We start from the raw sequence: 26,494 nt of genomic DNA, 5'->3' as shown, positions 1-26,494 counted from the left end.
AATGTCCCGGCTGGATGCTTCACAGTCCGGCTCGCGCTCAGTGAGACATCAGGACTGGGACGGTCATCGCGCGCAGCATGTCGCGCGTCACGCCGCCGAGCAGGGTTTCCTGCAGCCGGGAGTGGCCATATCCGCCCATCACCAGGAGGTCGAGGCCCTCATCTGCCGCGATCGACAGCAGAATCGACTGGATTTCTGACCGGGACGCCGGCAACGACGTGATCTTGGCCGGAAGCCCCACCTTGGAAAGATAGCGCACCAGATGGTCAGTGGAGCTTTCGGCGGGAGTTGGATCGGGTCCTTCGATGGTGATGACCGTGAGCGCATCGGCTGCGCGCAGCAGCGGCATTGCATCGTGCAGCGCGCGAGCGGCAAGCCGGCTGCCATCCCAGCAGATCCCGATGCGTTTCGCCGAAAATGCACCGCGGAACGTGTAGGGCATGAACAGGACGGGACCGCCGGCCTCGAACAAAAGTTCCCGCGGGATCACGTTGTCGTAGCTGTGGTACTCGCCCAGCGGCTGCGACACGACCGTCAGGTCATGCAGTCGCGCGCTCGCGCAGATAATCTCCCGCGCGTCGATCGGAACCGCCGCTACGGCGCGGTTCGCGTACGAGATTCCGGCATTCCGCGCCTCGACATCGAAGACGCGCAGCGCCGCCTCGGCGCGCTCGAGGGCTTGTGCATGTTCGACCTCGAACAGCGAAGCGACCGCCGCGCCGCCCTCAGCGACGAACGGCACGGCGGCCGTCTCGTAGCCGATTGCCATTGCGTCGAGATGCGCGCCGGTGCTGAGCGCGAGCGAGACCGACCCATCGACTGCAGGACGTGGCGACAGCTCCGTCGGAATGTGGACGAGGATGTTCTTGAACATGGACCGTTCTCCAAGATGGCCAAAGAGACACGCTATCGAAGCACGAGACGGCACGGCGCAATTTGATCTGCCTCATAGGCCGGTAGTTGATTGTGATTGAGCGAGATCAATCCGTTGAACGTATTTCGCGCAATTGTCGTGCCGAGGTTAGAGGGAGCCGACATGTCGCGCGTCGCACTGGTTACGGGTGGAAGCAGGGGAATAGGTGCAGCGATTTCGCGCACCCTCGCGGGCGCGGGTTACCGGGTGGCCGCCAGCTACGCCGGAAATGCGGACGCCGCTCGGCGGTTTCACGAGCAGACGGGAGTTCCCGCCTTTCGGTGGGATGTCGCGGATTTCGACGCCTGCGCAGCCGGTGTGCGCGAGGTCGAAGCTGCGCTCGGACCGATCGATATCCTGGTCAACAATGCCGGCATTGTGCGCGACGCCACGCTGCACCGTATGACAAAACCGCAATGGGACGCGGTGCTCCGGACTGATCTGGACTCGCTGTTCAACATGTGCCGGCCGCTGGTCGAGGGCATGCGGGCGCGCAAGTTCGGGCGGATCATCAACATCTCGTCCATCAACGGGCAGAAGGGCCAGATCGGCCAGACCAATTATGCCGCGGCGAAGGCCGCCGAGCTCGGCTTCACCCGTGCGCTCGCGCTCGAAAGCGCGCGCTTTGGCATCACGGTCAATGCGATCTGCCCGGGTTACATCAACACCGAGATGCTTGCCGCGGTGCCAGCCGATGTCATGCAGAACGCCATTTTGCCGCAGATTCCGGTCGGGCGACTGGGCGAGCCGGAAGAGATTGCCCGTGCCGTCGTATTTCTTGCCGCCGACGAAGCAGGGTTCATCACCGGATCGACGCTTTCGATCAATGGCGGCCAGCACATGTCCTGAATGGGAGGGATGACAATGCTCGCAACCGACGTGATGCGCAGTTCCTTCGCGACGATCAAGCCGACCGACACGGTGCTCAATGCCGTCCAATTGCTGCTCGAGACCGATCAGCGCGGTTTGCCTGTCATCGATGATGCCGGCGATCTCGTCGGCGTGGTTTCGGAGGGCGACTTCCTTCACCGTGACGAACTCGGCATCAGCCCGCCGTCCGGAAACTGGCTGGAATCGCTGCTCGGTATCGCGGAGAACACGCCTGAGCGCGAACGGATGCGCACGCTGCGTGTCGGTACGCTCATGAGCTCGTCTCCGATCACCGTCGGCGCCGAGGCCTCGCTTGAGGATGTCGTCGCGCAGATGGATATCTACGACGTTGCCCAGGTTCCGGTGATCTGCGCCGGAACCGTCGTCGGAATCGTTAGCCGCCGGGAACTGCTCGCGGCATTGGCGATCCGATTGAGAGAAACCGAGAAAGCAAGCACCGGAGCTACGACATGAGCGAGACAACCATCCAATCGCATGCACACGCGGTCGTGTGGATCGACCACCTCATTGCGAAGATCTTCGGCATCGGGTTGACAGGCGTCAGCGCGACAGCCGTCCACGCTCACTTGCCCTCGCAGCACCTGCATCACAAGGCGAATACCGTCGGCAATGGCCGGGTGCAGGCCGATGCAACATTCGTCGCCCGGGTAGGGGAGGCCGTGAGCAATTGCAGCGATCTACTCGTGATCGGGCCGGGCACGGAGAAGATCGAGCTGATGGAGTATCTCAAGGCGGAAAGGCCCGATCTCAATCTGCATGTCGAGCCGAGCGATCATCCGACGGACCGCGAGATCGTGGCGTTGGGGCGGAAGCGATTTCGTTTCGATTGAGTGGCGACGCTTGGCATTCGAACAAGCCGACGGGCCACAAGTCAAGACAAGGCTGGAGTTCATCCGGCTCAAGCAGGAAGGCGAGCGATGACAGTTCACGCAGTTCTCGATCAACCCGCATCCCCCGCCAACGACGATTCGTCGGTTGCCGGAACGCCTGCTTCCGCGACATCCAAGAGCGAGGCACCGACGAGCGCCGAATCGATCGACCATCTGGTTCACGCGGCGATGGCGCGATGGACCGGTGGGCTCTCGCCAGCCAGCCTAGCGCTCGCATTCGCCGATTGGCAGCTCCACCTCGCGGCATCACCTGGAAAACGGCTTGAGCTCGCACTCAAAGCTCTTGGTGACGGTTTGCGTTTCGCGCGCATGGTGTCGACGCCGCATGCTGTCTGGCAGGCTTGGTTGATGGTCAAGCCTCAACCGGGCGATAGTCGGTTTGCCAGCCAGGAGTGGACATTGCCGGCCTTCAACGTCATGGCGCAGGCGTTCCTGTTGGGGCAGCAATGGTGGCATTCGGCGACGACCGGCCTGTGCGGCGTCTCCAGGGAACATGCGGCAATAGTGGATTTCACGATCCGCCAATGCCTTGATGTCATGGCGCCGTCCAACTTCGCGTTCAGCAATCCCGAGGTGGTGCAACGTGTCATGCGCTCGGGTGGCGGCAACTTTGTATCAGGTTGGCACAACTGGCTGGATGATTGCCGGGACCTGTTGCGCGGCTACCCGGGCGCGCCCGGACCGTTCGTGGTCGGCAAGGATGTGGCCGTGACCAAGGGAAAGGTCGTCTACCGCAATGAGCTGATCGAGCTCATTCAATACGCGCCTGCAACCTCGGATGTCTGCCCCGAGCCGCTGCTCATCGTGCCGGCGTGGATCATGAAGTACTACATTCTCGATCTCTCGCCCGAGAAGTCGCTGGTGCGCTTCCTGGTCGAGCGCGGCTTCACGGTGTTCATGATCTCCTGGCGAAACCCGGGGCCAGCCGATCGCGACCTTGGTCTCGAGGACTATCGCAAGCTTGGGGTCGACGCTGCCGTCGATGTGATCAATCAGCTCGCCCCGCAACGCGCAATCCATGTGGCGGGCTATTGCCTCGGCGGCACCCTGCTGGCAATTGCGGCGGCCCGATTGCAAAGGGAGCGGCCCGGCTGCCTCAGGTCGGTGACGCTGTTGGCAGCCCAGGTCGATTTTACCGAGGCGGGCGAGCTGACGCTTTTCATCAACGAAAGCCAGGTCGCGTTCCTCGAGGACATGATGCGGCAGCACGGCGTGCTTGAGGCGGGACAGATGGCCGGAGCATTCCAGCTGCTTCGGTCAAACGACATGATCTGGTCACGCCTGGTGCGTGACTATCTCATCGGCGAGCGCGCGCCTCCAAGCGACCTCATGTCGTGGAATGCCGACGCCACCCGCATGCCGTATCGGATGCATTCGGATTATCTCCGCAAGCTGTTTCTTGACAACGACCTTGCCGAAGGCCGCTATTTGGCGGACGGGCAGCCGGTCGCGCTTTCGGATCTCCGTGCTCCGATGTTCGTCGTCGGCACGTTGCGCGATCACGTCGCACCGTGGCGCTCGGTCCACAAGATCCATCTGCTCGCGGACGCTGACGTCACCTTCGTGCTTGCGAGCGGCGGCCACAACGCCGGCATCGTTGCTCCGCCTTCTGAGGACGGACACAGCTATCAACTGATGGAGAAGGAAGTAGATCGGCCCTATGTCGGTCCCGACGAGTGGCTGCAGAAGGCGGCTCATCGGGAGGGAACCTGGTGGCTGGAGTGGGTTCGCTTTCTTACGACGCATTCGGATGCCTGGGTGCCGGCGCAGACGTCGCTTCATGCGGCCCAGGGCGGGCCGCCCCTCGATGATGCGCCAGGGCAGTACGTCCTGCAGCATTGAGCCGCCTATACAGGAACTCAAGCAGTTTGATTTGCCGCAACTGCTCCCTTGGCGCGAAACCCTACAGTAAATGCCGAACCATCAGGATCGAGCTACGCACCCTGCTTGGCGAGTTTCGAACAACGCTTGATCTCTGGGAGAGAGCCATGAGCGTCATCCTTCGCATCCTCTTCGTCCTCGTGGGATCCATCACCGCGCTATTCGTTGCGCGGGATTCCCTGAACTTTGACGTCATTCAGACATTCGTGGCCATTCTGCTCGTTACGGCACTTTTGCTGGGCGGAAGCTTCTGGAGCATGTGGCGGAAGACGTGAGTGCCGCAGACCTCATAGGACTGAGCGAAGCCGAAGCTGCAACCCGCCTTCGGGTCGAAGGGTACAACGAGCTTCCGAGTCCTGAGCGGCGCACGCCCGTACGTATCGTGCTGGAGGTGCTGCGCGAGCCGATGCTCGCGCTCCTTCTGTGCGGCGGGCTGATCTACCTCCTGCTTGGTGATCTCCAGGAGGCGTTGCTGCTTCTTGGCTTCGGCGCCATGTCGATCGTGATCACGATCGTGCAGGAGACACGAACCGAACGCGTCCTGGAAGCCTTGCGCGACCTGACGAGTCCGCGAGCCCTCGTGATCCGGGATGGGGTACGCCGACGTATCGCCGGCCGGGACGTTGTGCGAGGCGATCTCGTCATTCTGGGCGAGGGGGATCGCGTTCCCGCCGATGCCGTGCTCGTCGACGGCCGCGACCTGCAGGTCGACGAGTCCCTTCTCACGGGCGAGTCGGTGCCCGTTCGCAAGCAGTTGCTCGAGACAGTCGCTGCGGCTGAGCACCGGCCGGGCGGCGACGATCAGCCATTCGTGTACTCCGGTTCGCTTGTCGTGCGGGGCGAAGGCTCCGCGCGGGTCACGGCCACCGGGTCACGAACCGAAATCGGAAAGATCGGTGTATCGCTACGTACGCTGCAAGCGGAACCACCTCGGCTGCAACAGCAAACAGCGAAGCTGGTCCGGCTCTGCTTCTTCGGCGGCGCTGCAGTCAGCATCGTTGCCGTGCTGCTTTACGGGATGTTGCGCGGAGACTGGCTGCAGGCGTCGCTCGGCGGCGTCGCAATCGGCATGTCCATGCTGCCAGAAGAATTTGGTGTGGTACTCACCGTGTTCATGGCGATGGGCGCGTGGCGCATTTCGAAGGCCCGCGTGCTGACGCGCCGGGCGGCCGCAATCGAGACGTTGGGTTCAGCCACGGTGTTATGCACCGACAAGACCGGCACTCTCACGCTGAATGAAATGTCAGTCATAGAACTGCGCCTGCCCGATGGTTCATGCATGCGTCCCAAGTCTACGAATCCGGATTGCGTACGACCCGAATTCTCGGAGGTGCTTGACTATGGCATCCTTGCCAGTTCGCCTCAGCCACTGGATCCAATGGAGCGGGCGTTGCATGCCCTTGCGGGCGACATCCGGAGGGAAACCAGCGGACGGGATGCTCACGCGCAACTGGTGCACACCTATGGACTCCGGCCCGAGCTCCTGGCGATGGCGCAGGTCTGGCGCTCATCTCTTGCGGAGGAACACATCGTTGCAGCTAAAGGAGCGCCTGAAGCGATTGCAGGTCTCTGCCGGTTGAGCAATGCAGATCAGGAAGCGATGAGAAATGCCGTCGGGTTGATGGCGGAGCAAGGGCTCCGTGTGCTCGGGGTCGCGGCGGCCGTGTATGAAGGCAACCAGCTTCCTTGCTCGCAGGAATCCTTCGCATTCCGCTTCCTCGGTCTGGTGGGATTCGCCGATCCGCTTCGCTCCGGCGTGCCGGGTGCGGTGCGCGAATGCCGTTCAGCGGGAATACGCGTCGCCATGATCACAGGCGATTATCCGGTGACCGCGACCGCAATTGCAAAGCAGGCGGGGCTGAACGTCCATGACGTGATCACGGGGGATCAGATCAAGCTCATGAACGACTTGGAGCTTGCGGAGCACGTCAAGCGCGTGAACGTATTCGCGCGCGTATTGCCGGAGCAGAAGCTCCGCATCGTGCAGGCCATGAAGCGGAACGGCGAGATCGTCGCGATGACCGGCGACGGTGTCAACGACGCGCCGTCCCTGAAAACGGCTCACATCGGCATCGCGATGGGCGGACGCGGAACGGATGTCGCGCGTGAGGCATCGTCGATCGTGCTGCTTGACGACGATTTCAGTGCGATCATCTCCGCCATCCGCCTGGGTCGTCGAATCTACGACAACCTGCGAAAAGCGATGGCCTTCATCTTCGCAGTCCACGTTCCCGTCGCGGGACTCGCCCTGCTGCCGCTGGTTTTCGGACTACCTTTGATACTCGGTCCGGTTCACATCGCATTTTTGGAGCTGATCATCGATCCGGTATGCTCACTCGTGTTCGAGGCCGAGCGCGAGGAGCGCGACGTCATGGCACGCCCACCCAGGCAAGCCGACAGCCCCTTGTTTACTTGGGCGCTGGTTGGTTGGAGCGTTCTTCAAGGCGCTCTGATCTTTGCGCTGGTCGCGATCCTGTTCGTCGTTGCACTTCATGTCGGCATGCCTACAGATGAGGTGAGGGCCTTGACGTTCTTCGCGCTCATCGGGTCCATTGTCGGCCTTGTCCTGGTCAACCGATCGTTCAGTTCTTCATTCCTGTCGGCGTTCTTCCGGCCGAACCCGGCGCTGGCGGTAATCCTGGTTTCAATCGCCGGCGCTCTCGGGACCGCGCTGCTTTGGCCCCCGGCGTCCAGCCTGTTTCGGTTTGGGCCCCTTCATTCGGACGATCTGATGATCGCGCTCGGACCGGGGGTGGCGCTGCTCGTCGTGCTCGAATTGCTCAAACCGCTGTGGGGCATGCAGCTCCGGAATTAGCAAACGAGGATTGTCGAAGCGACGCCGGCCGTTTGGCGCGGAGACTTATTGCATTCTGTCGGCAGCCATAACGTCGAAAGTCGGCTCCAATGAACCGACTTCGAGGTTACGGTAGACTTTGAGGCAAGACGTGCGAGTCGATGGCCTTGGGAACATCAGCCGGCGTTCTGGCGCCTCGAGGCGGTGGCGTTCGGGGTGGTGAAGGCCGTCAGCAACAATGACAGCCCCGACGCGGCTGCTACAAAGGCCGCGGTCCAGGCAATCGCGGATACGACGAAAGCCGCCTCAAATCGCCAGATCACCTGCGGTTCCGTGGAGGCAAGCGGCAGGACGTCTGGGAAGAACCAATTGTAGAACAGAACGAGCGCCACCGTTGTGACGGCGCTCCCGGCAAAGAGAAAGGCCAAGGCGCGTTTCATAGCATCCTCCTGCTTAAGCAGGAGGATGCTGACACACATCAATTGATCCACCAATTCCGGATGTTTCCTTAGGGGATGTTCCGTCGTCCTAATCTAGCGACGCGTCCGGCAGATGGGACGCGCTGCATTGGAGCGTCGTCGCAGGTGAGCCGGAGGCGTCCACGATCTGCCAATCGATATTTCCGGTATCGATACTGTCCTGGAAAAGGACCACGTCGGCAGTCGCATCAGAGGCATCGCGTTGGCGCGAGGCTACGCGTTGCAGCCGGATGGTGCGATCGGCAGTCAGGAATAGTCCCGTGAATGCAACCTTGGCTGTGCGGGCAACCGCTCTTGCCGCACCACGCTCCGCCTGTGTCAGGAATGCGGCGTCGAGAATAACGGAGAGCCCCTGAGCCAAGACGCGTCTGGCTCGGTCGAGCATGGCTTGATAGACCCGGTCGGAGGCCTCGGAAGTGTAGGTCTCGGGCGGCAATCTCGCGCATTCGGCCGCGTGGTAGAGTTGCTTTCGCATGACATCCGATCGCAGGACCAGGGCGCCCGGCCGCGGTTCAATCAGATGTGCCATGTCGCGCGCGAGCACGCTCTTTCCGGTGCCGGACTTCCCGCCAATTGCGAGCAGGCGAGACGGTTCCGGTTCAATGAGCCGACATGCAAGCTCGAAATAGCGGCTCGCTTGGGTGCCGATCGTGTGGTCGTGCTGGCGTTGCCGCCGCTTGGTGAATAGGACGTTGGCACGTATTGCGGCGCGCATCGACAGAAACAGCGGAAGCAAGGACAGCGCATCCGATTGCGTGTCCCAGTCAGTCTGGACGTAGCTGTTGAACAGCCGGTTGGCTGTCGCCTTCCGCCCGAAGTACAGCATGTCCATCACGGGGAATGCGAGGTCGTAAAGAACGTCGGTTGTCGCGATGACCGGATCAAACTCGATCGCATCGAACAGAACGGGCTCGTCGTCGAGCAGGACGATATTGCCGAGGTGGGCATCACCGTGACAGTGCCGTACTTGTCCTGCGGCGGCGCGTGAACGCAGGAGCTCGATGTTTCGTGCGCGGGACTGATGGCTCAGCTCGTGCAGTCTATCGATACTTTCGCGGGAAAGATCCGGCTCGGCGAGAAATTGCCCGGTGTTGCGATCGATGATGAGAGGGAGCGAGGCAAGCCAGTGCGATCCATCGCTGCCGCTCATTGCCCGATGGGATTTGAGCAAGACGCCGGCCAGGCTCTCGCCAAGCTCCGGCCCGAAAGCATCTTGCGCAGCTAGGTGATCGAGCGTCTTTCGTTCGTCGAACCGAGCCATTTCGACGGCCCATTCGACAACTTGCCCGGTCCCTCCGATCGCGAAGCCATCGCCACGGCGTGTGATCGGCACCACACCGCGATAGATCGAGGGGGCGTGGCGCCTGTTGATCGCAATTTCGTCCTCGCAAGCGCGTCGCCGCTTCTCCAGCGTCGAGAAGTCGAGATAGGGGAGCTTGACCGCCCGCTTGATCTTCAGGACGCGCGAAGGCCCGAGAAAAACGATCGAGCAGTGGGTGTCGATCCGTTGCGCCGGCGCGTTCGGTTCGCCAGATCCGGCCAGGAACGACAATACAGCCGCCTGGCCGGCTTCGCCTGAGGCCTCGTCGGTTGATGCTGCCGGCGTCTTCATGGTTTTAGAACGGCCGCGCCGACGAGTTTGCCGCCGCGCAGGCGCGCGAGCGCTTCGTTCGCCTGATCAAGGGGGAAGACGGTGACGTGTGTCTGGACTCCGACCCTCGCCGCTATCTTGACAAAGTCGACGCCATCCTGTCGGGTCAGGTTGGCGACCGAGACGATCTGCCGTTCTCCCCAGAGGATATCGTAAGGAAAGCTCGGAATATCGGACATGTAGATGCCGGCGCAGACCACGCGTCCGCCCTTGCGCAGGGCGCGCAAGGCAAGCGGGATCAGTGGGCCTGTGGGCGCATAGATGATTGCGGCGTCGAGCTGGTCCGGCGGCCGGTCCTCGGAGGCTCCGGCCCAGCATGCGCCGAGCGACAATGCCAGGTGCTGGGCCCCGGTGTCGCCCGAACGGGTGAAAGCGTAGACATCCCGCCCTTGCCAACGCGCGACCTGCGCGACGATATGTCCCGCCGCGCCAAAACCGTAGATGCCGAGTTTGCGACCGTCGCCAGCCATCACCAGGGAGCGCCAGCCGATCAGCCCCGCGCACAGCAGGGGTGCAAGCTCGGCATCGTCGCGGTCCTCGCCGAGCGGAAAGCAGTAGCGCGCGTCCGCCACCAGATGGGTCGCAAAGCCGCCGTCCCGCGTATAGCCCGTGAACAGGGGATCGTCGCAGAGGTTTTCCTTACCCTCCCGGCAGTACGGACATTGTCCGCAGGTCGACCCGAGCCAGGGAACGCCCACGCGCGTACCGAGATGCTCATCATCTACGCCGTCGCCAATTGCGTCGATACGGCCAACTACCTCATGCCCGGGTACGATCGGATAGGCGATGTTTGGCAGCTCTCCATCGACGACATGGAGGTCGGTGCGGCAGACGCCGCAGGCGCTGATCTTGACCCGAACCTTACCTGGGCCAGGTATCGGGTCCGGCCGTTCCACATATTGCAGCCGCGCGCCACGCGCAGGCAGGATCATGGCATGCATGACGGAACTCGCTCAGGGTCTGTGACCTTTTCTTTGATCACGTGACATTGGCCTTGTTTTGATCCCAGTCAACGCCGGTTGGGTGTTCCGGATTAGCTTTGCTTCGCGAGCCGAGACTTAAAGGCCAAGACTCAAACAGGAGCCACCGATGATCAAGGACATGATTCCCGTTGGAACCCAGCGCGCCGTGGCGCCGCGGGAAGCCAATCCATTTACATTTCTGCAGCAGGAAATCGACCGGCTGTTCGATGGATTCGGTCGCAATTTTCCGCCCTTCGCAACGCTGGCGGCGATGATGCCGCGGATGGACGTCAGCGAGACCGACAAGACCATCGAGATTTGCGCCGAACTGCCTGGCCTCGAGACCAAGGACGTTCAGCTCAACCTTGCCGACAACACGCTCACGATCCGCGGCGAGAAAAAGAGCGAGCGCGAGGAGCAGAACAAGGACTATCACCTGGTCGAGCGCAGCTTCGGCGCGTTTTCGCGGTCCGTTGCATTACCCGAGGGCGTCAAGGCGGAAGACGTCAGCGCCGAAATCGCCAGGGGCGTACTCAAGGTCACCGTCAAGAAGCCGGCTCCCAAGCAGAGCAGGCAGATCGACATCAAGACGGCGGCGTAACCGTCTTGTGGGGCGCGTCGCTCGTCAAGCGGCGGCGCGTCCGCCAAATAGCCATTTATCCAAGGGGATCAGCCATGTACGAGTTTCTCCAGGAAACCGTCGCGAGCAACATGACGAAGTCGGTGCGAAGTGTCGCCCCCGAGATGACCGTCGGCGACCTGTACCGGTTGTTCGCAAAAGACGACTATGACGCCTATCCCGTGCTCCGTGACGATGTCGTGGTGGGTTTCGTTACGAAACTCGACGCCCTGAAGGTGTTCACGCTCACACCGGATGAGATTTTGCCGCACTATGACGATCGTATGGGGACCACCGTTGACGAGATTATGTCGTCCGACGTGATCGCGGTCGAGCCGGACACGAACCTGCAGCGGGTTCTGCAGCTGATGGTCGCACATCGCCTGAAGAGCCTGCCCGTGATTGACAAATATCACCATCTGATCGGTATTATCGCTCGCGAGGACGTCATGCGAGCCTTGGCGCGCTGCACGAAGCGGCAGGCGCCACCGCTCGTTCCCTGCGAGACTGTTCGATGTCTACGTTTGGCTTAGAGAGGGTTTTTGCGCCGCGAGCCATAGCCTTGGTCGGTGGCAGTTCACGTGCATCTTCGCTGGGGCTCGCGGTTCTTTTGAACCTCAAGGCGACGGGCTTCGCCGGCCGGATTGCGGTGGTCAATCCGAACTACGCCGTGGTCGACGGCGAGCCGACTGTTGCGAATATCAAGTCCCTCCCATTCGTTCCGGATCTCATCGTGATCACGGCGCCTGCGGCTGCAATCCCCGAGATCATCGCGGATGCGGCCTCGGCCGGCGTCGCCGGCGCCGTGATCCTGTCGGCAGGTCTCGGCCATGGTGTAGATTCGCTAGCGGAAGGGGTCGCGCGGACCGCGCGTATGCATGGCATGCGTCTGATTGGCCCCAATTGCATTGGTGTGATGGTCCCCCGGGCCAGGCTCAACGCAAGTTTCGCGGCTCATCGTCCCGCCGACGGCCACGTGGCTCTGATCTCGCAGTCTGGAGCCATTGCGGCGGCGATGGTTGAATGGGCCGCCGAACGGCGGCTTGGTTTTTCCGGTATCGTATCGATCGGCGACCAACTCGATGTCGACGTCGCCGATCTGCTCGACTATTTCGCGCAGGACGAACACACTTATGCAATCCTGCTCTACATCGAGGCTGTCAAGGATGCGCGCAAATTCATGTCTGCGGCGCGCGCCGCAGCGCGGATAAAGCCCGTGATCGTTGTCAAGTCTGGGCGGATGGCCCAAGGCGCTAAGGCTGCCGCGACCCATACCGGCGCGTTGGCTGGTGCGGATGCCGTGTATGACGCCGCGTTCCGCCGTGCCGGCATCTTGCGCGTTTACGATTTACGCGAGTTGTTCGATTGTGCCGAACTGCTGGGCCGAGGCTTCGTCCCACGCGGCAACCGACTTGCAATCCTGACCAACGGCGGCGGGCTCGGAATTCTTGCGGTCGACCGGCTAACCGAGCTCGGAGGTGCTCCCGCGAGCCTGACGGCGGAGACGGTGGGGCGGCTCGATCAGGTTCTGCCACGGGGCTGGTCGCGTGCGAATCCGGTCGATATTTCCGGCGACGCGGATGCCGCCCGTTATGTGTGCGCGCTCGGCGCACTACTGGATGACGCGAACAGCGATGCCGTGCTGGTCATGAACGTCGAGACGGCGGTGGCACCAACCGAAAGCATCGCCCAGGCGGTGGCGCAATGCGTTGGCGAGCGCCGGGACAAGCGGAGCGCGGTTGCACCGCTGGTGCTTGCGGCGTGGGCCGGCGCCGACGATCGCACCGCGGCGATCTTCGAAGGTGCCCGCATGCCCCATTTCCCGACCGAGGATGATGCGGTGCGCGCCTTCATGTATCTCGTGAGGTACCGCGAAGCCTCCACCGCGCTGGCCGCAACCCCGCCAAGCATCGCTTCGACATTTTTGCCGGATACAGCAGCCGCGCGGCGGGCGATTGCAAACGCGCAGTTGGAAGGGCGAGATTGGCTCGATCCGGTCGAGATCGTCGCATTGTTTGAGGCTTACGACATTCCGATCGTGCCGACGGTTGCTGCCCGCGATGCCGACGATGCGGGGGACAAGGCCGCGCCATTCCTGGCCCAAGGGCACGCAATTGCGGTCAAGCTGTTCTCCCGCGATATCAGGCACAAATCAGATGTCGGCGGGGTCATCCTTGGCTTGCGGACCCGCGAAAGTGTAGCCGACGCGGCCAGGACGGTTCTGGCACGCGCCCGGAACGCGCGTCCCGATGCCGGCCTCCGGGGGGTAACGATTCAGCCGATGATCGAGCGCCGAGCGGCGCGCGAATTGATCCTCGGCATTGCCGACGATCCGACCTTCGGCCCTGTGATCGTGTTTGGGCGCGGCGGTACGGCCGTCGAGGTGATCAACGACAAGGCGCTGGCGCTGCCGCCCCTCGACATGAATTTGGCGCACGAGCTGGTGGCTCGTACCAGGGTCTCGCGGCTGCTCGCAGCCTATCGCGATGTGCCCGCTGTCCCTTCGGACGTCGTGCCGCTCACACTCGTCAAGTTGGCACAGATGGCGGCCGATATTCCGGAAGTCGCCGAGCTCGACATCAATCCGCTGCTGGCGGACGAGACGGGTGTGCTGGCGCTCGACGCACGCGTCGCGATCCGCAAGCCGGCGCGGCTGTTTGCTGGTCAGACCCGGCTCGCTGTGCGGCCCTACCCATCGCAGTGGGAGGGTGAGCTCGCCTTGAGGGACGGGTCGCGCGTGGTAGTCCGGCCGATGCGGCCGGAGGATGAGCCCATGGTCGACAGCTTCTTCAAGCGGGTGACCGCCGAGGATCTCAGGCTGCGATTCTTCCATGCGATGAAGACCTTTTCGCACTCGTTTATTGCGCGGCTAACCCAGCTGGACTACGCGCGTGCGATGGCCTTTGTGGCACTGGACCCGAATACCGGCGCGATGATGGGAGCGGTTCGGCTGCATTCGGATTCGCTCTATGAAAACGCTGAATATGCGATCCTGCTGCAGTCCGACCTCAAGGGCAGAGGACTTGGTTGGGCCCTGATGCGGCTCCTGATCGACTATGCAAGGTCGGAGGGGTTGAAGCGCCTGTCCGGTCAAGTTCTGGCTGAAAACACCACCATGTTGGTCATGTGCCGCGAACTCGGCTTCACTGCTACTACCGATTCGGCCGATCACGGCATCGTCGATGTCGTGCTCGACCTTTCCCTACCCGTAGTGAATGCCATTAATGCCGACCTCCTGATCCGACCCTAGGGAAATCAAAGCGGGCTGACGGCCAGAACACGATAGGGGTGCATCCCGTCCGCCTCGTGGACCGAGACATATTCACCGAGCCGGAAACGCTCATTGCCGAAATGATACCCGGCTTCATCGGCGGCGGCGCCGGCCACATCATAGTGGAAGCGCCAGCTGTCACTCGGACCACGGACGAGGTGACCGAGTTGCTCGTGCTCGCCAGGCCGCTTGCGAACGACGCGGCAGGCCTCGCGATGGGCTTTCCAGGTCTCGACATCGATCCGCGACATCGTGTCCAGCGGAGCGATGATGATATAGCCGATCGTCGGCTCTCCCTCAGGGTGATCATGCTCGCGCGCGCGCCCGAGCCGGATCAGTCTAAACGAGTGCGGCAACGCAGTGTTTTGCGGAGGCTTGAAGGCGGCTCTGTTCATCGAACTCTCCCAGAATGCCACCCGGTGCTGCCAGGCTAACGTATCATAGGCGCTCGGCCCGGCATGTCGTTGATCTGGGTCAAGAACGGCTGCCAAGGGAACGGCTGGAGCTAAATTGCGGTGGGTCAAACACTGCCTGCACTGAGCCGCTATGCTTAGTAATTGAATTTGGAGTGGGTCCCTTGCTCAACGCACCGGCATTGACGGTAAATGCAGAAGATCCGCGCATACTTTCCGCATGCGGGGCCTGGAACGTTGCTAATGTCGAGCTGCTGGAGCGGTTGTGTGAGCGTGCGGCAAGCGCCGAAATCGGGTCGATCGATCTGCGCCGTGTCACCTCGCTCGACACTGTCGGCGCTTGGCTGCTCGAAAGGCTGGTCCGCCGCGGCGCGACCAGGGCGGCCTTCATCGGTGTCGACGGTCCATATGGCGATCTGCTGCAAGAGGTGCGAGGACTGAACCGTGGTGGCCCCGCCGAACGCAAATCAGTCAACCCCTTGCTGCAGAGGCTCGATCAGCTCGGTCGGAGCAGCAGGCGGCTCGCGTCCGATTCGGCGGCATTCCTGGATATGCTCGGCGCCTTCAGCGCAGCGCTGCTTGGTATTCTGAGGCATCCGCGATCGTTCCGATTGACGTCGACCGTCTATCAGCTCGGCCGGGTGGGCTGGCAGGCGGTGCCGATCATGGTGCTGATCACGTTCCTGATCGGTGCCATCATCGCCCAGCAGGGCATCTTCCATTTCCGCCGCTTTGGCGCGGAATCCTATGTCGTGGACATGGTTGGCATCCTCGTGCTGCGCGAGATTGGCGTGCTGATCGTGGCCATCATGGTGGCCGGACGATCCGGCAGCGCCTATACGGCCGAGATAGGCGCGATGAAGATGCGCGAGGAGATCGACGCGCTCAGCACCATGGGGCTCGATCCTGTCGCAGTCCTGATCTTGCCGCGGATCCTGGCGCTGGTGGCGGCGTTGCCGATCCTCGCCTTTCTCGGCTCGCTGGCGGCGCTCTATGGCGGCGGGCTCATCGCTTGGCTTTATGGCGGCATGAGCCCCGCAATCTTCATTGCGCGACTCCACGAGGCGGTCTCCGTCACGCATTTCGAGGTCGGGATCATCAAGGCGCCGTTCATGGCGCTCGTGATCGGGCTTGTCGCGGCGGTGGAAGGATTGAGTGTCAAGGGCAGCGCGGAGTCGCTGGGACAGCAGACCACTGCGTCGGTCGTGAAGTCGATCTTTCTGGTGATCGTGCTCGACGGCCTGTTCGCGGTTTTCTTCGCGTCGATCGGGATGTAGCCATGCGCGAAACTCCAGCCATTCACATAAGCAACTTGGTGGTCGGCTTCGGCAAGAAGATCGTCCTCGATCACCTCAACCTTGACGTTAACGACGGGGAGATTCTCGGTCTCGTTGGGGCGTCCGGGGGCGGAAAGTCGGTGTTGATGCGAACATTGGTCGGCCTGCTGCCGAAGCGGAGTGGGCAGATCGATTTCGCGGGCACCGGCGACACCGAGCGCCGCTGGGGCGTGCTGTTCCAGCAGGGGGCGCTGTTTTCGGCCCTGACGGCTCGCCAGAACATCCAGTTTCCGCTGCGCGAGCAGGCGCGGCTCTCACCAAGGCTGCTGAACGAAGTCGCGGACGCGAAGCTCGAGATGGTTGGCCTGACCCGCGAAGACGGGGACAAGTATCCGTCCGAGCTCTCGGGCGGCATGACCAAGCGGGTTGCGCTCGCGCGGGCACTGGCGCTCGACCCCGCGCTCTTGTTTCTCGATGAGCCAACGTCCGGTCTCGACCCCATCGCTGCGGGTGAATTCGATACCTTGATCCGAACGCTGCATCGGACGTTGCGTTTCACGGTGTTCATGGTGACGCACGACCTGAACAGCCTGCAGGCCATTTGCGACCGCGTCGCCGCGCTTGCCGACGGCAGGATCGCAGCAATCGGGCGGCTGTCATCGGTGCTCAAGTCCGATCATCCCTGGGTTCAGGCTTACTTTCATGGCGCCCGGGCGCAGAAGCTGGGTCTCGGCAACTAGGCAAAAAGAGACGCACATGGAAATTCGCGCGCCCTACATCGTTGTTGGTGCATTCGTGTTGTCGGCGATCGTCGCCGTGTTCGGCTTTGTCTACTGGCTGAACAATGTCGGGGGGATCGGAAAACGGCAGACATATCAGCTCGTTTTCACCGATCCGGTGCACGGGCTGCTGGTCGGGGCGGGTGTTCTCTTCAATGGCATTCGCGTTGGCGAAGTGACCGCGCTTGAGCTGGTTCCGGACCGTCCGCGCGAGGTTCACGCCACGATCGCGGTCGCCGAGCGCACGCCGGTGCACAGCGATACGCACGTCGGCCTCGATTTCCAGGGACTGACCGGTGTTCCGGTGATCGCGCTGGAAGGCGGTGACAATCCCGAGGCGCCGCCGGCGCGTGAACCGCTGGTGGCCGAAAAGGGGGCCGGACGGAGCATGACGCAAGCAGCCCGAGATGCGCTACGACGGGTCGATGCCGTCCTGTCCGAGAATGCCGCGCCGTTACACAGCACGATCGACAATCTCAGCACCTTCGCCGAAGGACTCGCTCGCAACACGCCGAAGCTCGAGGGAATTGTGGCCGGACTCGAACGCATGACCGGCAGCGGTGCGCCCGCGCCGCGCAAGGTGGCGTACGACCTTCACGCGGTGGACAGTTTCGGGGGGCAGCGCCGTGCTAATCTGCCTGAGCAACTGGTCATGGCGGAGCCGACCGCGATCGCACGCTTGCAGACCCAGCGCTTTTTGTTCACCCCGGATCAGGAAACTCAGGGATTCGAAGGTGCGCAGTGGAGCGATAGTCTCCCGGTGCTGGTGCAGGCGCGGTTGCTACAGAGCTTCGAGAATTACGACGTCGCGCATGCGCCGCTGCGCGCCGACAGCGGCGTAGAAGGCGCGCCGCGTCTGCTGATAGACCTGCGTCGGTTCGAAATTGCGCAGGGAACCCAACCACGCGCCACGATCGCGTTCTCCGCCAAGATCGTGGATCGAACTGGTCAGGTGAAAGCCGCCAAGATTCTCGAAGGATCCGAAGGAATTAACTCGCTCACACCGTCGGAGGCGGCGGCCGCATTCGATCGGGCTTTCGGCACTCTCGCAAGGGAGCTCGTGATGTGGGTTGCCGCGACGGATTAGTGATCAGTGCGCAGCAGGCCGCGGCAGTGCCGCGCAATAGTGACCTCCTCGTTGGTCGGAATGACCAGCACATCTACGGGACTGCCCTTCGCGGCGATACGTTGTTCGCCCCGCGCATTTGCGACCGGATCGATGCTGACGCCGAGCCAGGAGAGACGATCGCAGACGCGCTGCCGTATTTCCGCGGCATGCTCGCCTATGCCGCCGGTGAACACGAGGCCATCGAGGCCCGCAAGGGTATTTGTCATCACGGCGACACTTGCGGCGACACGAAATGTGAAGAGATCGACGGCTTCGCGAGCCGCAGGCTCGTGGCTCGCCAGCAGGGCACGCATGTCGGCTGACACCCCCGAAACGCCGAGCAGGCCCGATCCTTCATACAGCAAATGTTGCACGTCATCGACCGACATCTTTTCTGCCTGCATGAGATAAAGCAGCACACCGGGATCGATCGTTCCACAGCGTGTGCCCATCACGAGACCGTCGAGCGGGGTCAGTCCCATGGTGGTGTCGACGCTCTTTCCCTTCTGCAAGGCACAAAGGCTCGCGCCGTTGCCGAGATGCGCCACGACGACGCGCTTCTCGGCCCATTGCGGTGCGATCGCGGCGAGCTGGCTCGCGACGTATTCGAAGGAGAGGCCGTGGAAGCCGTAGCGGCGGATGCCGCGCTCCTCAAACTGCCGCGCGATGGCAAAGCGGTTGGCCGGCGGCGCCAGGCCGTGATGGAAGGCCGTGTCGAAGCAGGCGATCTGCGTCAGCTCCGGCTGCAGCGACTGCACCGCGCGGACCGGCGCCAGGCAGCGCGGCTGGTGCAGTGGCGCAAGCGGCGTCAGCGCCTCCAGCGCGGCGACAGTCTGCCCTGTGATGACGACCGGCCGATGGAACGCGCGTCCGCCATGGACGATGCGATGGCCGACGGCGGCGAGCCTGCCGCCGGCGAGATAGTCTTCGATCCAGGCAAATACGTCGCTGAACAGGCCGTTGTCCCTTGACGAGCCGCTCGCGCGACGCTTCTCGAACAGCTGCTTGCCCGAGGCGTCGCTCATCACGATGCGTGGGGCTTTCTCCTGCTCATCGAGCAAGCCCCTGCATTGCAGCTTTGGCTCGGCCGGCGCGATGTCGAACAGGCCGAACTTGATGCTGGACGAGCCGGCGTTGAGCACCAAGACGCTGTCGGACATGGACGGTCTCTCCCGCGTGTTCGCTGCCTCAGTCAACGGATTTGTGGTCCGTAGTGCCGTAGGGCCAGACCCAGTCACGGATCTGCGGCATGTCCTCACCATGCTCGCGCACGTAGCGGGTGTGCTGGGTCAACGCGTCGCGGAACTGCTGCTTGACGTGGGCTGCGGCGATGTCGAGCCCCGGCACGCGCTCGATTACCTCGATGGCGAGATGGAAGCGATCGAGGCCGTTCAACACCACCATGTCGAACGGGGTCGTGGTGGTGCCTTCCTCCGCGAAACCTCGCACGTGAATTCCGTCGTGATTGGTGCGGCTGTAGGTCAGGCGATGGATCAGATAGGGATAGCCGTGATAGGCGAAGACGACAGGCTTGTCGCGGGTGAACAGGCTGTCGAAGTCGCGCTCGGACAGGCCGTGCGGATGCTGCTCCATCGGTTGCAGCGTCATCAGGTCAACCACGTTGACGACGCGGATCTTCAACTCCGGCAGCGCCCTGCGGAGCAGGTCGATGGCCGCGAGCGTCTCCAGCGTCGGAACGTCGCCGGCGCAGGCCATCACCACGTCGGGCTCAGCGTTGGGAGGCTCGGTGCCGGCCCAATTCCATATCCCGATGCCGGCTTCGCAATGGGTGATTGCTGCACGCATCGAAAGCCATTGCGGGGCAGGCTGCTTGCCCGCCACGATCACATTGATGCGATCATAAGTCCGGAGGCAGTGATCGGCGACCCAGAGCAGGGTGTTGGCATCGGGCGGGAAATAGACGCGAACGATGTCGGCCTTCTTGTTGGTGACGAGATCGACGAAGCCGGGATCCTGATGACTGAATCCGTTGTGGTCCTGACGCCAGACATGCGAGGTGAGGAGATAGTTCAGCGACGCGATCGGCCGTCGCCAGGGCAGCGCGCGCGAAACCTTCAGCCATTTGGCGTGCTGGTTGAACATTGAATCCACGATGTGGATGAAGGCCTCATAGCAGGAGAAGAGGCCGTGGCGGCCGGTGAGCAGGTAGCCTTCGAGCCAGCCCTGGCAGAGATGCTCGCTCAGGACTTCCATCACGCGGCCGTCATGGGCGAGGTGGACGTCGTAAGGCTCGATGCCTTCCATCCAGACCCGGTCGGTGGCCTCGAATACCGCGTCGAGCCGATTGGACGCGGTTTCGTCCGGACCCATGATGCGGAAATTGCGGGTCTCCGCATTCAACTCCACGACCTCGCGCAAGAACTTGCCGACTTCTCGCGTGGCTTCGGCGACGGTGTCGCCCGGAGCGGTGACCTCGACCTCATACGCGCGGAAATCCGGCAGCTTTAGCTCTCGCTTCAGGAGGCCTCCATTGGCGTGCGGGTTGGCACCCATCCGACGGTCGCCTACGGGCGCAAGGACTTGCAATTCAGCTAAGAGCCGCCCGTTTGCGTCGAACAGGCTTTCGGGCTCGTAGCTCCTCATCCACCGATCGAGCAGTTTCAGATGCTCGGGGTTGCCGCGCGGATTGGCGATCGGCACCTGATGTGCACGCCAGAAGCCTTCGACCTTCAGCCCATCGACCTCCTTCGGTCCCGTCCAGCCCTTCGGGCTGCGCAGCACGATCATCGGCCATCGCGGCCGCTTGGGGCCGCCGATCTGTTGGCGCGTGGCCTGCTGGATCGAGCGGATGCGGCCAAGCGCGGTGTCCAGTGTGTCGGCCATCAAGCGATGCATGGCATGCGGATCGTCGCCCTCAACGAATAGCGCCTCGTAGCCGTAGCCGCTAAAAAGGCTACGGACTTCCTCGTCATCCATCCGCCCCAGCACGGTGGGATTGGCAATCTTGTAGCCATTGAGGTGCAGGATTGGCAGCACTGCGCCGTCATGCACCGGGTTCAAGAACTTATTGGAATGCCAAGACGCCGCGAGCGGGCCGGTCTCCGCCTCGCCGTCGCCGACGACGCAAACGGCGATCAAATCGGGATTGTCGAACGCCGCGCCATACGCGTGAACCAGCGCATAGCCGAGCTCACCGCCTTCGTGGATCGAGCCGGGCGTTTCCGGCGCCGCGTGGCTCGGAATGCCGCCGGGGAAGGAGAACTGGCGGAACAGCTTGCGCAAGCCGTCCGTATCGCGTGTCACTTCCGGATAGACTTCAGTGTAGGTGCCTTCGAGATAGGTGTTCGCGACCATGCCCGGACCGCCATGGCCGGGCCCACAAATGTAGATGACGTTGAGGTCGGAACCGCGGATTGCGCGATTGAGATGAGCATAGATGAAGTTGAGCCCCGGCGTGGTGCCCCAATGCCCAAGCAGGCGCGGCTTGACGTGCTCTGGCTTCAACGGCTCTCTGAGGAGCGGATTCGCGAGCAAATAGATCTGTCCAGCAGAGAGATAATTGGCGGCTCGCCAATAGCGATCGAGCAGCTCGAGCTCGTCAGCGCGTGCTTGCGTGTTTGCGGTGGTCGCAGATTGCATATCGCTCCTCCGGGATTCAGGGATGACCTCGGACGCCGCCATCCGTTCCATGTTAGAATGTGAATGTGACCGGGATGGCTTGAGCCAGCTCAAGAATGCCGGCCGATTTCCCTTTCGGTTGCCCAGCTTGTCGTGTTGTTCGAAAGCGGAACAGGACTCCTTCGAGGCGAGGTTTGCTCGCGCGTCCCGGGAGTTCCGGCGGTGGTTGCCGCGGGCAATCCAAGGATGCCTCACACTGATACGGCTTGGCACCACGCGATTCGTGGGCAACACCCGAATGGCTCAGCCGGACAAAAAGATGCCAGGCGAAAGCGGGCCGGGCATTGAATATCGAGACAACCTCCGGGCAGGAGGGGTTGCTCGTTTTAGCATCTCTATTCAAGCATGCTGCGGCCCGCCATGATTTGAGCCAGCGCAAAAGAACCGCAGATCGGTCTCTAGCGGAAATGGGGGCGGACAATTCCTGCTCCAGGTCGTCCGGCACCATGCCGTATGTCCTCAGTACGGTAATGTTCGTCTCAGATGGCTGGATCGGACGATTGCCGCCGCACCAGCGTGGCCGAATGTTTTCCATAGATGCTTGGCGTGCTCGATCGCTGCGGCTGGGCTGGCGCATTTGGCTTGCTGATCGCCAACTGTCCGGTCGTATGGCAGGGCAATGAATTGCAAATTGAACTAAGGCGTGTACCCATCAACCTGCCATGTCGGCCTTCCCCTAAAAGCTGGGTGACCACGACATGTCGGTTTTGAGCCGGATTGAGACATCAAGCACGCCGCAAATAACGGGCTTCGATGAAATACTTTAATACTCGCCGCCCAGGTCAGGGCGAAACCCAGCAAAAGCCACTTGAAGTCGGAATCGATCGCGAAGTTGATAGCAGCCATCCAGCCAATCGAGGTCACGCCCGCAATGGTGGCGCCGCTACCGCCCAAGGTTGACGATGCCGGAACGACGTGACCGCCAGAGTGAGCGAAAGCACGCCGGTTGCCGTTACACAATCGCCCATCACGCGAAACACATATCTGAGCCACGAGACCAATCTAGCGCCCACGGACTGAAGCTCGGCCGACGACAGAGTCATGTAGCGAACGCCTTCCGGCAGCAGCGCGGGTCGGAGAAACAGGAAATAGAAGCCGACGACGATCAGGACGATTCCCGAAACGGCCAGTAGCACGGACGAAGCTGGCCAGTCCCGCTTCTTGCTATGCATCGGGTTCCGCCGTCAGTCGTGGTGGAGCTCACTTCGGCGGTGCTTACCGTGCATGAAGAAATGCATCAGTGGGCACGCCAGGAGAGGCAGCCAAAGCAGCACGCCGATGACATGAGCCTGATGCTGCGTGAACAACAGTGCGCCCACGATCGCGGCGGTGACGGCAATTACCAGTGCAACAACGAAGCTACGCGACATCGAGAAGCGTCCGTTCTGAACTTGATCTGAGCATGTCGCGACAACAGCTTTTGCCATGCTCGCTGCTAACGGAACCTGCGACCAACCTATCTGATCCAGCCGAAAGGTAGTTGAGCTGGGTCAAGGATTAGTGAAGCATCTCCGAGCGTCGGCAGTTGAGGCACATCAAATGCCGAACCTTCTTCCTGTGATTTGATCGCAACATCCTCAACTCGGAGAGCACGCTCGCGACCAAGACTGTTCTTATCGCTCTCGCCTTCGCTTCACTGTTAGCCGCTCCGGCGGTTGGCCAGACCTCAGCGAAGGACACCGAAACGAACAGTCATCATTATCAGGGTGGGCCGAAGACCGAAGTGCCCATCATATGGGCAAGAAGGAAACGGCCGGAAAGAGCACCGTCGGCACGTCCGGCGGGCATCATTACACTGGCGGACCGGCGTCACCTTCGCCGCATCACGTGGGCGATAAACAGTAAACGCCGAAAAGCCAAGGCGCCTTACTCGCTTGAACGGGTCGTGGAAGCTGTGGGCGCACGGATGGGAGAAACCGGCATGATCAAGCTTCCCTACGTTCGGACCATGTTCGCAACCTGCATGCTGTTCCAGTCGATCTACGTCCTGTGCGTCCTTCTGTGGTTGATCGCACCGGACCTGAGAGGCCACGAGCTGCTGCCGACCATCTTTCCCTCCTTCAAGCTGACTACCGTTGGCAGCTTCATTTACGGCCTCGTCGCCAGCATGCTATACGGGTGGGCAACCGCCGTCATCTTCGTCTTCTTCTTCAATCTTTGGCCGCGGTTCGCTGCAGCCGTTCTTGGAGAAGGAGTCGTACGGCCCACTTAGCAAGCGCCGGACGGGTGCAGCGAACAAGAGACGCGCGCGCTTATGCCAAAAAGAATGGAAAATCGGCTGTACGGCAGCCGATGCTTAAATCTCACAAGGCCGCGCGCCGAATGCGACATTCGACGTGCACACGTTTGGCGCAACTTTGGCTCACAGTTCAGACTGTCTGTCAGGAAGCCTCGATGTCGTTCCTCCAAGCCTGGCCCCCCTTGGGGTATCGCTTGCAGGATGGAGGCGTCAATGGTCGCCCAGGAGAGCCGAAATTCCGGGGAGAACCGCGGGAGCTGCTGCGGGCACCCGCATTCGAGCGCCCATGATCATGCCGGGCGCGCTCACCATCCCGATCAGGCTTCAGGAACCGCAGTGGACCCGGTCTGCGGCATGAAAGTTGTCCCATCGACCGCTCACCGCACGACGGCAAGAATCATTATTTCTGCTCGGAGCGCTGCAGCACGAAATTCGAAGCCGATCCCGTGAAGTACGTCCACAGGAAGGTGCAGCAGGCGCCGCCCGCCGTCGTGCCAGAAGGCACCATTTACACCTGCCCGATGCATCCGCAGATACGCCAGGTCGGACCAGGCAACTGTCCGATCTGCGGAATGGCGCTTGAACCCGAGCTCGCCACTGCGGATACGGGTCCCAACCCTGAGCTGATCGACATGACCCGTCGCTTCTGGGGCGGTCTGGCGCTCTCCATTCCGGTGGTGATCCTTGAAATGGGCGGTCACCTCATCGGCGGTCATGGCTGGATCGATCAGACGATATCCAATTGGATCCAGCTCGTTCTCGCCACACCAGTCGTGATATGGGCGGGCTGGCCCTTCTTCGGTCGCGGATGGCAATCGGTCGTGACCCGCAATCTGAACATGTTCACGCTGATCGCGATGGGCACCGGCGTTGCGTGGATTTACAGCGCCGTCGCAACCGCCATCCCTAGCGTCTTTCCCGCCACCTTCAGAGACCATGATGGGGCTGTCGCCGTCTACTTCGAGGCGGCCGCGGTGATCACGGTTCTGGTCCTCCTCGGTCAGGTGCTTGAGCTCCGGGCGCGAGAGGCGACGTCCGGAGCGATCAAGGCTCTGCTCGACCTCGCTCCCAAATCGGCCCGCCGCATCCAGGCCAACGGGACTGACGAAGAGGTGGAGATCGCGGTCCTGGCGGTCGGCGACCGGCTTCGCGTCCGTCCGGGCGAGAAGGTGCCCGTCGACGGCGAAATCGTCGAAGGGCGATCTTCGCTCGACGAGTCAATGGTCACGGGTGAATCCATGCCGGTCAGCAAGGAAGTCGGTGGCAAAGTCATCGCGGGCACGCTCAACCGCTCTGGCGGCTTCGTAATGCGCGCCGAGAAGGTCGGTGGCGACACGATGCTGTCCCAAATCGTGCAGATGGTCGCACAGGCGCAGCGTTCACGCGCGCCGATCCAGCGCCTCGCCGATCAGGCCGCCAGCTGGTTCGTGCCTGCCGTCATCGTGGTCGCGATTGCGGCGTTCGCCGTCTGGGCGGTCTACGGTCCGGAACCTCGTTTTGCCTTCGGCCTCGTCGCCGCAGTCAGCGTTCTCATCATCGCCTGTCCTTGTGCGCTCGGCTTGGCCTCCCCGATGTCGATCATGGTCGGGGTCGGACGCGGCGCCCACGCCGGTGTCCTCATCAAGAACGCCGAAGCGCTAGAGCGCATGGAGCGCATCGACACGCTGGTCATCGACAAGACCGGCACGCTGACCGAAGGCAAACCGAAGGTCGTGGCCGTGATCCCGGCTCAAGGAATCACGGATGCCGAAGTGCTGCGCCTCGCCGCCAGCGTCGAGCGTGCCAGCGAACACCCGCTCGCCGACGCCATCGTCAACGAAGCTAAGGAGCGAGGCGTCCAGACCACCGATGTGCAGGACTTCGACTCGCCCGTTGGCAAGGGCGCGCTCGGAACTGTCGAGGGCAAGAAGGTGCTACTCGGCAACGCCGTCTTTCTCCGCTCGCAGGGAGTGGAAACCTCTGCAATGGAAGCCGAGGCGGAACGGCAGCGTGGCGAAGGCGCCACCGTCATCGATATGGCCGTGGACGGAAAACTCGCCGGCATCATGGCGATCGCCGATCCCGTGAAGCAATCTACGCCTGAGGCGCTGCGACACCTCGCAGCTGATGGGGTCAAGGTGATCATGCTGACCGGAGACAACCGGACCACCGCTCAAGGCCGTGGCTCGGCGACTAGGAATCGCTGACGTGGAAGCCGAGGTTCTGCCTGACCAGAAGAGTGCCGTGGTCGTCAAGCTTCAGCAGCAGGGGCGGATCGTCGCGATGGCGGGCGACGGCGTGAACGACGCGCCAGCTCTGGCCGCTGCCGAGGTCGGCATCGCGATGGGGACGGGCACGGACGTCGCGATGGAGAGCGCCGGCGTCACGTTGCTTAAAGGGGACCTGACAGGCATCGTGCGTGCACGCCGGGTGTCGCGGGCCACAATGAACAATATTCGGCAGAACCTGTTCTTTGCGTTCGCCTACAATGCCGCGGGAGTTCCAATCGCCGCGGGTGTGCTCTATCCGACGTTCGGACTGTTGCTCTCGCCGATCGTCGCGGCAGCTGCGATGGCGTTATCCTCGGTCAGCGTGGTCGGGAACGCGCTTCGCTTGCGATCTACCAGGATCTGAGCCGCCCATGCAGCAAATCGGTTGCACTTCGATTCGCAAGATGTCCGCTCAGGGTCATTCTTGACCGATTCAACT

At 62.3% G+C, this 26,494-nt stretch carries 21 protein-coding genes and 3 pseudogenes; 14 read left to right on the top strand and 10 right to left on the bottom strand.

The window, feature by feature from the left end; genetic code table 11:
- Positions 1–37: 37 nt before the first annotated feature.
- A complete protein-coding gene (locus tag XH93_RS36375; RefSeq protein WP_194471172.1) occupies positions 38–874 on the bottom strand; it encodes a universal stress protein in 837 nt (278 codons plus the stop codon).
- A gap of 162 nt (positions 875–1,036) precedes the next feature.
- Here XH93_RS36375 and phbB point away from each other — a divergent pair, with 162 nt between their 5' ends.
- From phbB to XH93_RS36345, 6 genes are all read left to right on the top strand, one after another.
- Complete coding sequence (gene phbB / locus XH93_RS36370) at positions 1,037–1,762, top strand: acetoacetyl-CoA reductase (RefSeq protein ID WP_194471171.1); 726 nt, start codon at positions 1,037–1,039, stop codon at positions 1,760–1,762.
- 15 nt (positions 1,763–1,777) lie between these two features.
- Complete coding sequence (locus XH93_RS36365; protein WP_246799389.1) at positions 1,778–2,257, top strand: CBS domain-containing protein; 480 nt, start codon at positions 1,778–1,780, stop codon at positions 2,255–2,257.
- Positions 2,254–2,634 (top strand): hypothetical protein, encoded by a 381-nt coding sequence (locus XH93_RS36360; RefSeq protein ID WP_194471169.1) that lies wholly within the window; start codon positions 2,254–2,256, stop codon positions 2,632–2,634. Before XH93_RS36365 ends, XH93_RS36360 begins: the two co-directional genes overlap by 4 nt.
- An 87-nt stretch (positions 2,635–2,721) precedes the next feature.
- Entirely contained in the window at positions 2,722–4,536 is a 1,815-nt protein-coding gene (locus tag XH93_RS36355) for an alpha/beta hydrolase (protein WP_194471168.1), read from the top strand.
- 146 nt (positions 4,537–4,682) lie between these two features.
- Entirely contained in the window at positions 4,683–4,850 is a 168-nt protein-coding gene (locus XH93_RS36350) for a hypothetical protein (protein WP_194471167.1), read from the top strand.
- Positions 4,847–7,390 carry a cation-translocating P-type ATPase gene (locus tag XH93_RS36345; protein WP_246799388.1) on the top strand — a complete coding sequence of 848 codons (2,544 nt, stop codon included), beginning with the start codon at positions 4,847–4,849 and terminating at the stop codon, positions 7,388–7,390. The genes XH93_RS36350 and XH93_RS36345 overlap by 4 nt, the downstream gene beginning before the upstream one ends.
- 155 nt (positions 7,391–7,545) lie before the next feature.
- On the opposite strand, the gene XH93_RS36340 is transcribed toward XH93_RS36345, so the two are convergent.
- The 3 genes from XH93_RS36340 to XH93_RS36330 form a co-directional block, all read right to left on the bottom strand.
- Entirely contained in the window at positions 7,546–7,809 is a 264-nt protein-coding gene (locus XH93_RS36340) for a hypothetical protein (RefSeq protein WP_194471165.1), read from the bottom strand.
- Positions 7,810–7,897: 88 nt separating this feature from the next.
- A complete protein-coding gene (locus XH93_RS36335; protein WP_194471164.1) occupies positions 7,898–9,460 on the bottom strand; it encodes a bifunctional aminoglycoside phosphotransferase/ATP-binding protein in 1,563 nt (520 codons plus the stop codon).
- Positions 9,457–10,440 carry a zinc-dependent alcohol dehydrogenase family protein gene (locus XH93_RS36330; RefSeq protein ID WP_194471163.1) on the bottom strand — a complete coding sequence of 328 codons (984 nt, stop codon included), beginning with the start codon at positions 10,438–10,440 and terminating at the stop codon, positions 9,457–9,459. The genes XH93_RS36335 and XH93_RS36330 overlap by 4 nt, the downstream gene beginning before the upstream one ends.
- 148 nt (positions 10,441–10,588) lie before the next feature.
- Here XH93_RS36330 and XH93_RS36325 point away from each other — a divergent pair, with 148 nt between their 5' ends.
- The 3 genes from XH93_RS36325 (at position 10,589) to XH93_RS36315 (ending at position 14,330) form a co-directional block, all read left to right on the top strand.
- Positions 10,589–11,062: an Hsp20/alpha crystallin family protein gene (locus XH93_RS36325; RefSeq protein WP_194471162.1), complete on the top strand. Its 474-nt coding sequence runs from the start codon at positions 10,589–10,591 to the stop codon at positions 11,060–11,062.
- Between the two features lie 74 nt (positions 11,063–11,136).
- Positions 11,137–11,613 carry an HPP family protein gene (locus XH93_RS36320; protein ID WP_194471161.1) on the top strand — a complete coding sequence of 159 codons (477 nt, stop codon included), beginning with the start codon at positions 11,137–11,139 and terminating at the stop codon, positions 11,611–11,613.
- A complete protein-coding gene (locus tag XH93_RS36315) occupies positions 11,595–14,330 on the top strand; it encodes a bifunctional acetate--CoA ligase family protein/GNAT family N-acetyltransferase (protein WP_194471160.1) in 2,736 nt (911 codons plus the stop codon). Before XH93_RS36320 ends, XH93_RS36315 begins: the two co-directional genes overlap by 19 nt.
- 5 nt (positions 14,331–14,335) lie before the next feature.
- On the opposite strand, the gene XH93_RS36310 is transcribed toward XH93_RS36315, so the two are convergent.
- On the bottom strand, positions 14,336–14,746 hold the full coding sequence (locus tag XH93_RS36310; protein ID WP_194475466.1) for a hypothetical protein: 411 nt from the start codon (positions 14,744–14,746) through the stop codon (positions 14,336–14,338).
- A 182-nt stretch (positions 14,747–14,928) separates the two neighbouring features.
- Between XH93_RS36310 and XH93_RS36305 the strand changes: the two genes are divergently transcribed.
- From XH93_RS36305 to XH93_RS36295, 3 genes are read left to right on the top strand one after another with little or no spacing between them, the layout of a single operon-like run.
- Positions 14,929–16,041 (top strand): MlaE family ABC transporter permease, encoded by a 1,113-nt coding sequence (locus tag XH93_RS36305; protein WP_371814849.1) that lies wholly within the window; start codon positions 14,929–14,931, stop codon positions 16,039–16,041.
- Positions 16,042–16,043: 2 nt separating this feature from the next.
- The gene (locus tag XH93_RS36300) at positions 16,044–16,781 is read left to right on the top strand and encodes an ABC transporter ATP-binding protein (RefSeq protein WP_194471159.1); all 738 of its coding nucleotides are present in this window, start codon (positions 16,044–16,046) and stop codon (positions 16,779–16,781) included.
- 16 nt (positions 16,782–16,797) lie between these two features.
- The gene (locus XH93_RS36295) at positions 16,798–17,907 is read left to right on the top strand and encodes an MlaD family protein (protein WP_194471158.1); all 1,110 of its coding nucleotides are present in this window, start codon (positions 16,798–16,800) and stop codon (positions 17,905–17,907) included.
- A gap of 16 nt (positions 17,908–17,923) precedes the next feature.
- Here the strand turns inward: XH93_RS36295 and XH93_RS43195 are convergent.
- The 5 genes and pseudogenes from XH93_RS43195 to XH93_RS36275 all read right to left on the bottom strand — a co-directional run.
- A pseudogene (locus tag XH93_RS43195) lies at positions 17,924–17,980 on the bottom strand (hypothetical protein); the annotation flags it as partial.
- A gap of 7 nt (positions 17,981–17,987) precedes the next feature.
- A pseudogene (locus XH93_RS36290) lies at positions 17,988–19,088 on the bottom strand (acetate/propionate family kinase); the annotation flags it as partial.
- Positions 19,089–19,116: 28 nt separating this feature from the next.
- Entirely contained in the window at positions 19,117–21,528 is a 2,412-nt protein-coding gene (locus XH93_RS36285; RefSeq protein WP_194471156.1) for a phosphoketolase, read from the bottom strand.
- An 899-nt stretch (positions 21,529–22,427) separates the two neighbouring features.
- Positions 22,428–22,739, bottom strand: coding sequence for a hypothetical protein (locus tag XH93_RS36280; protein WP_246799387.1), 312 nt, complete (start codon positions 22,737–22,739; stop codon positions 22,428–22,430).
- A 12-nt stretch (positions 22,740–22,751) separates the two neighbouring features.
- Positions 22,752–22,937 carry a DUF2933 domain-containing protein gene (locus tag XH93_RS36275; RefSeq protein WP_194475464.1) on the bottom strand — a complete coding sequence of 62 codons (186 nt, stop codon included), beginning with the start codon at positions 22,935–22,937 and terminating at the stop codon, positions 22,752–22,754.
- 551 nt (positions 22,938–23,488) lie between these two features.
- Between XH93_RS36275 and XH93_RS36270 the strand changes: the two genes are divergently transcribed.
- Positions 23,489–23,779: a hypothetical protein gene (locus tag XH93_RS36270; RefSeq protein WP_194471155.1), complete on the top strand. Its 291-nt coding sequence runs from the start codon at positions 23,489–23,491 to the stop codon at positions 23,777–23,779.
- A 240-nt stretch (positions 23,780–24,019) separates the two neighbouring features.
- Positions 24,020–26,419, top strand: a pseudogene (locus tag XH93_RS36265) (heavy metal translocating P-type ATPase).
- Positions 26,420–26,494 lie beyond the last annotated feature (75 nt).

The sequence above is a fragment of the Bradyrhizobium sp. CCBAU 51753 genome, from assembly GCF_015291565.1.
GTDB classification, from domain to species: Bacteria; Pseudomonadota; Alphaproteobacteria; order Rhizobiales; family Xanthobacteraceae; genus Bradyrhizobium; species Bradyrhizobium ivorense.
This window is presented reverse-complemented; position numbering and strand designations above follow the sequence as displayed.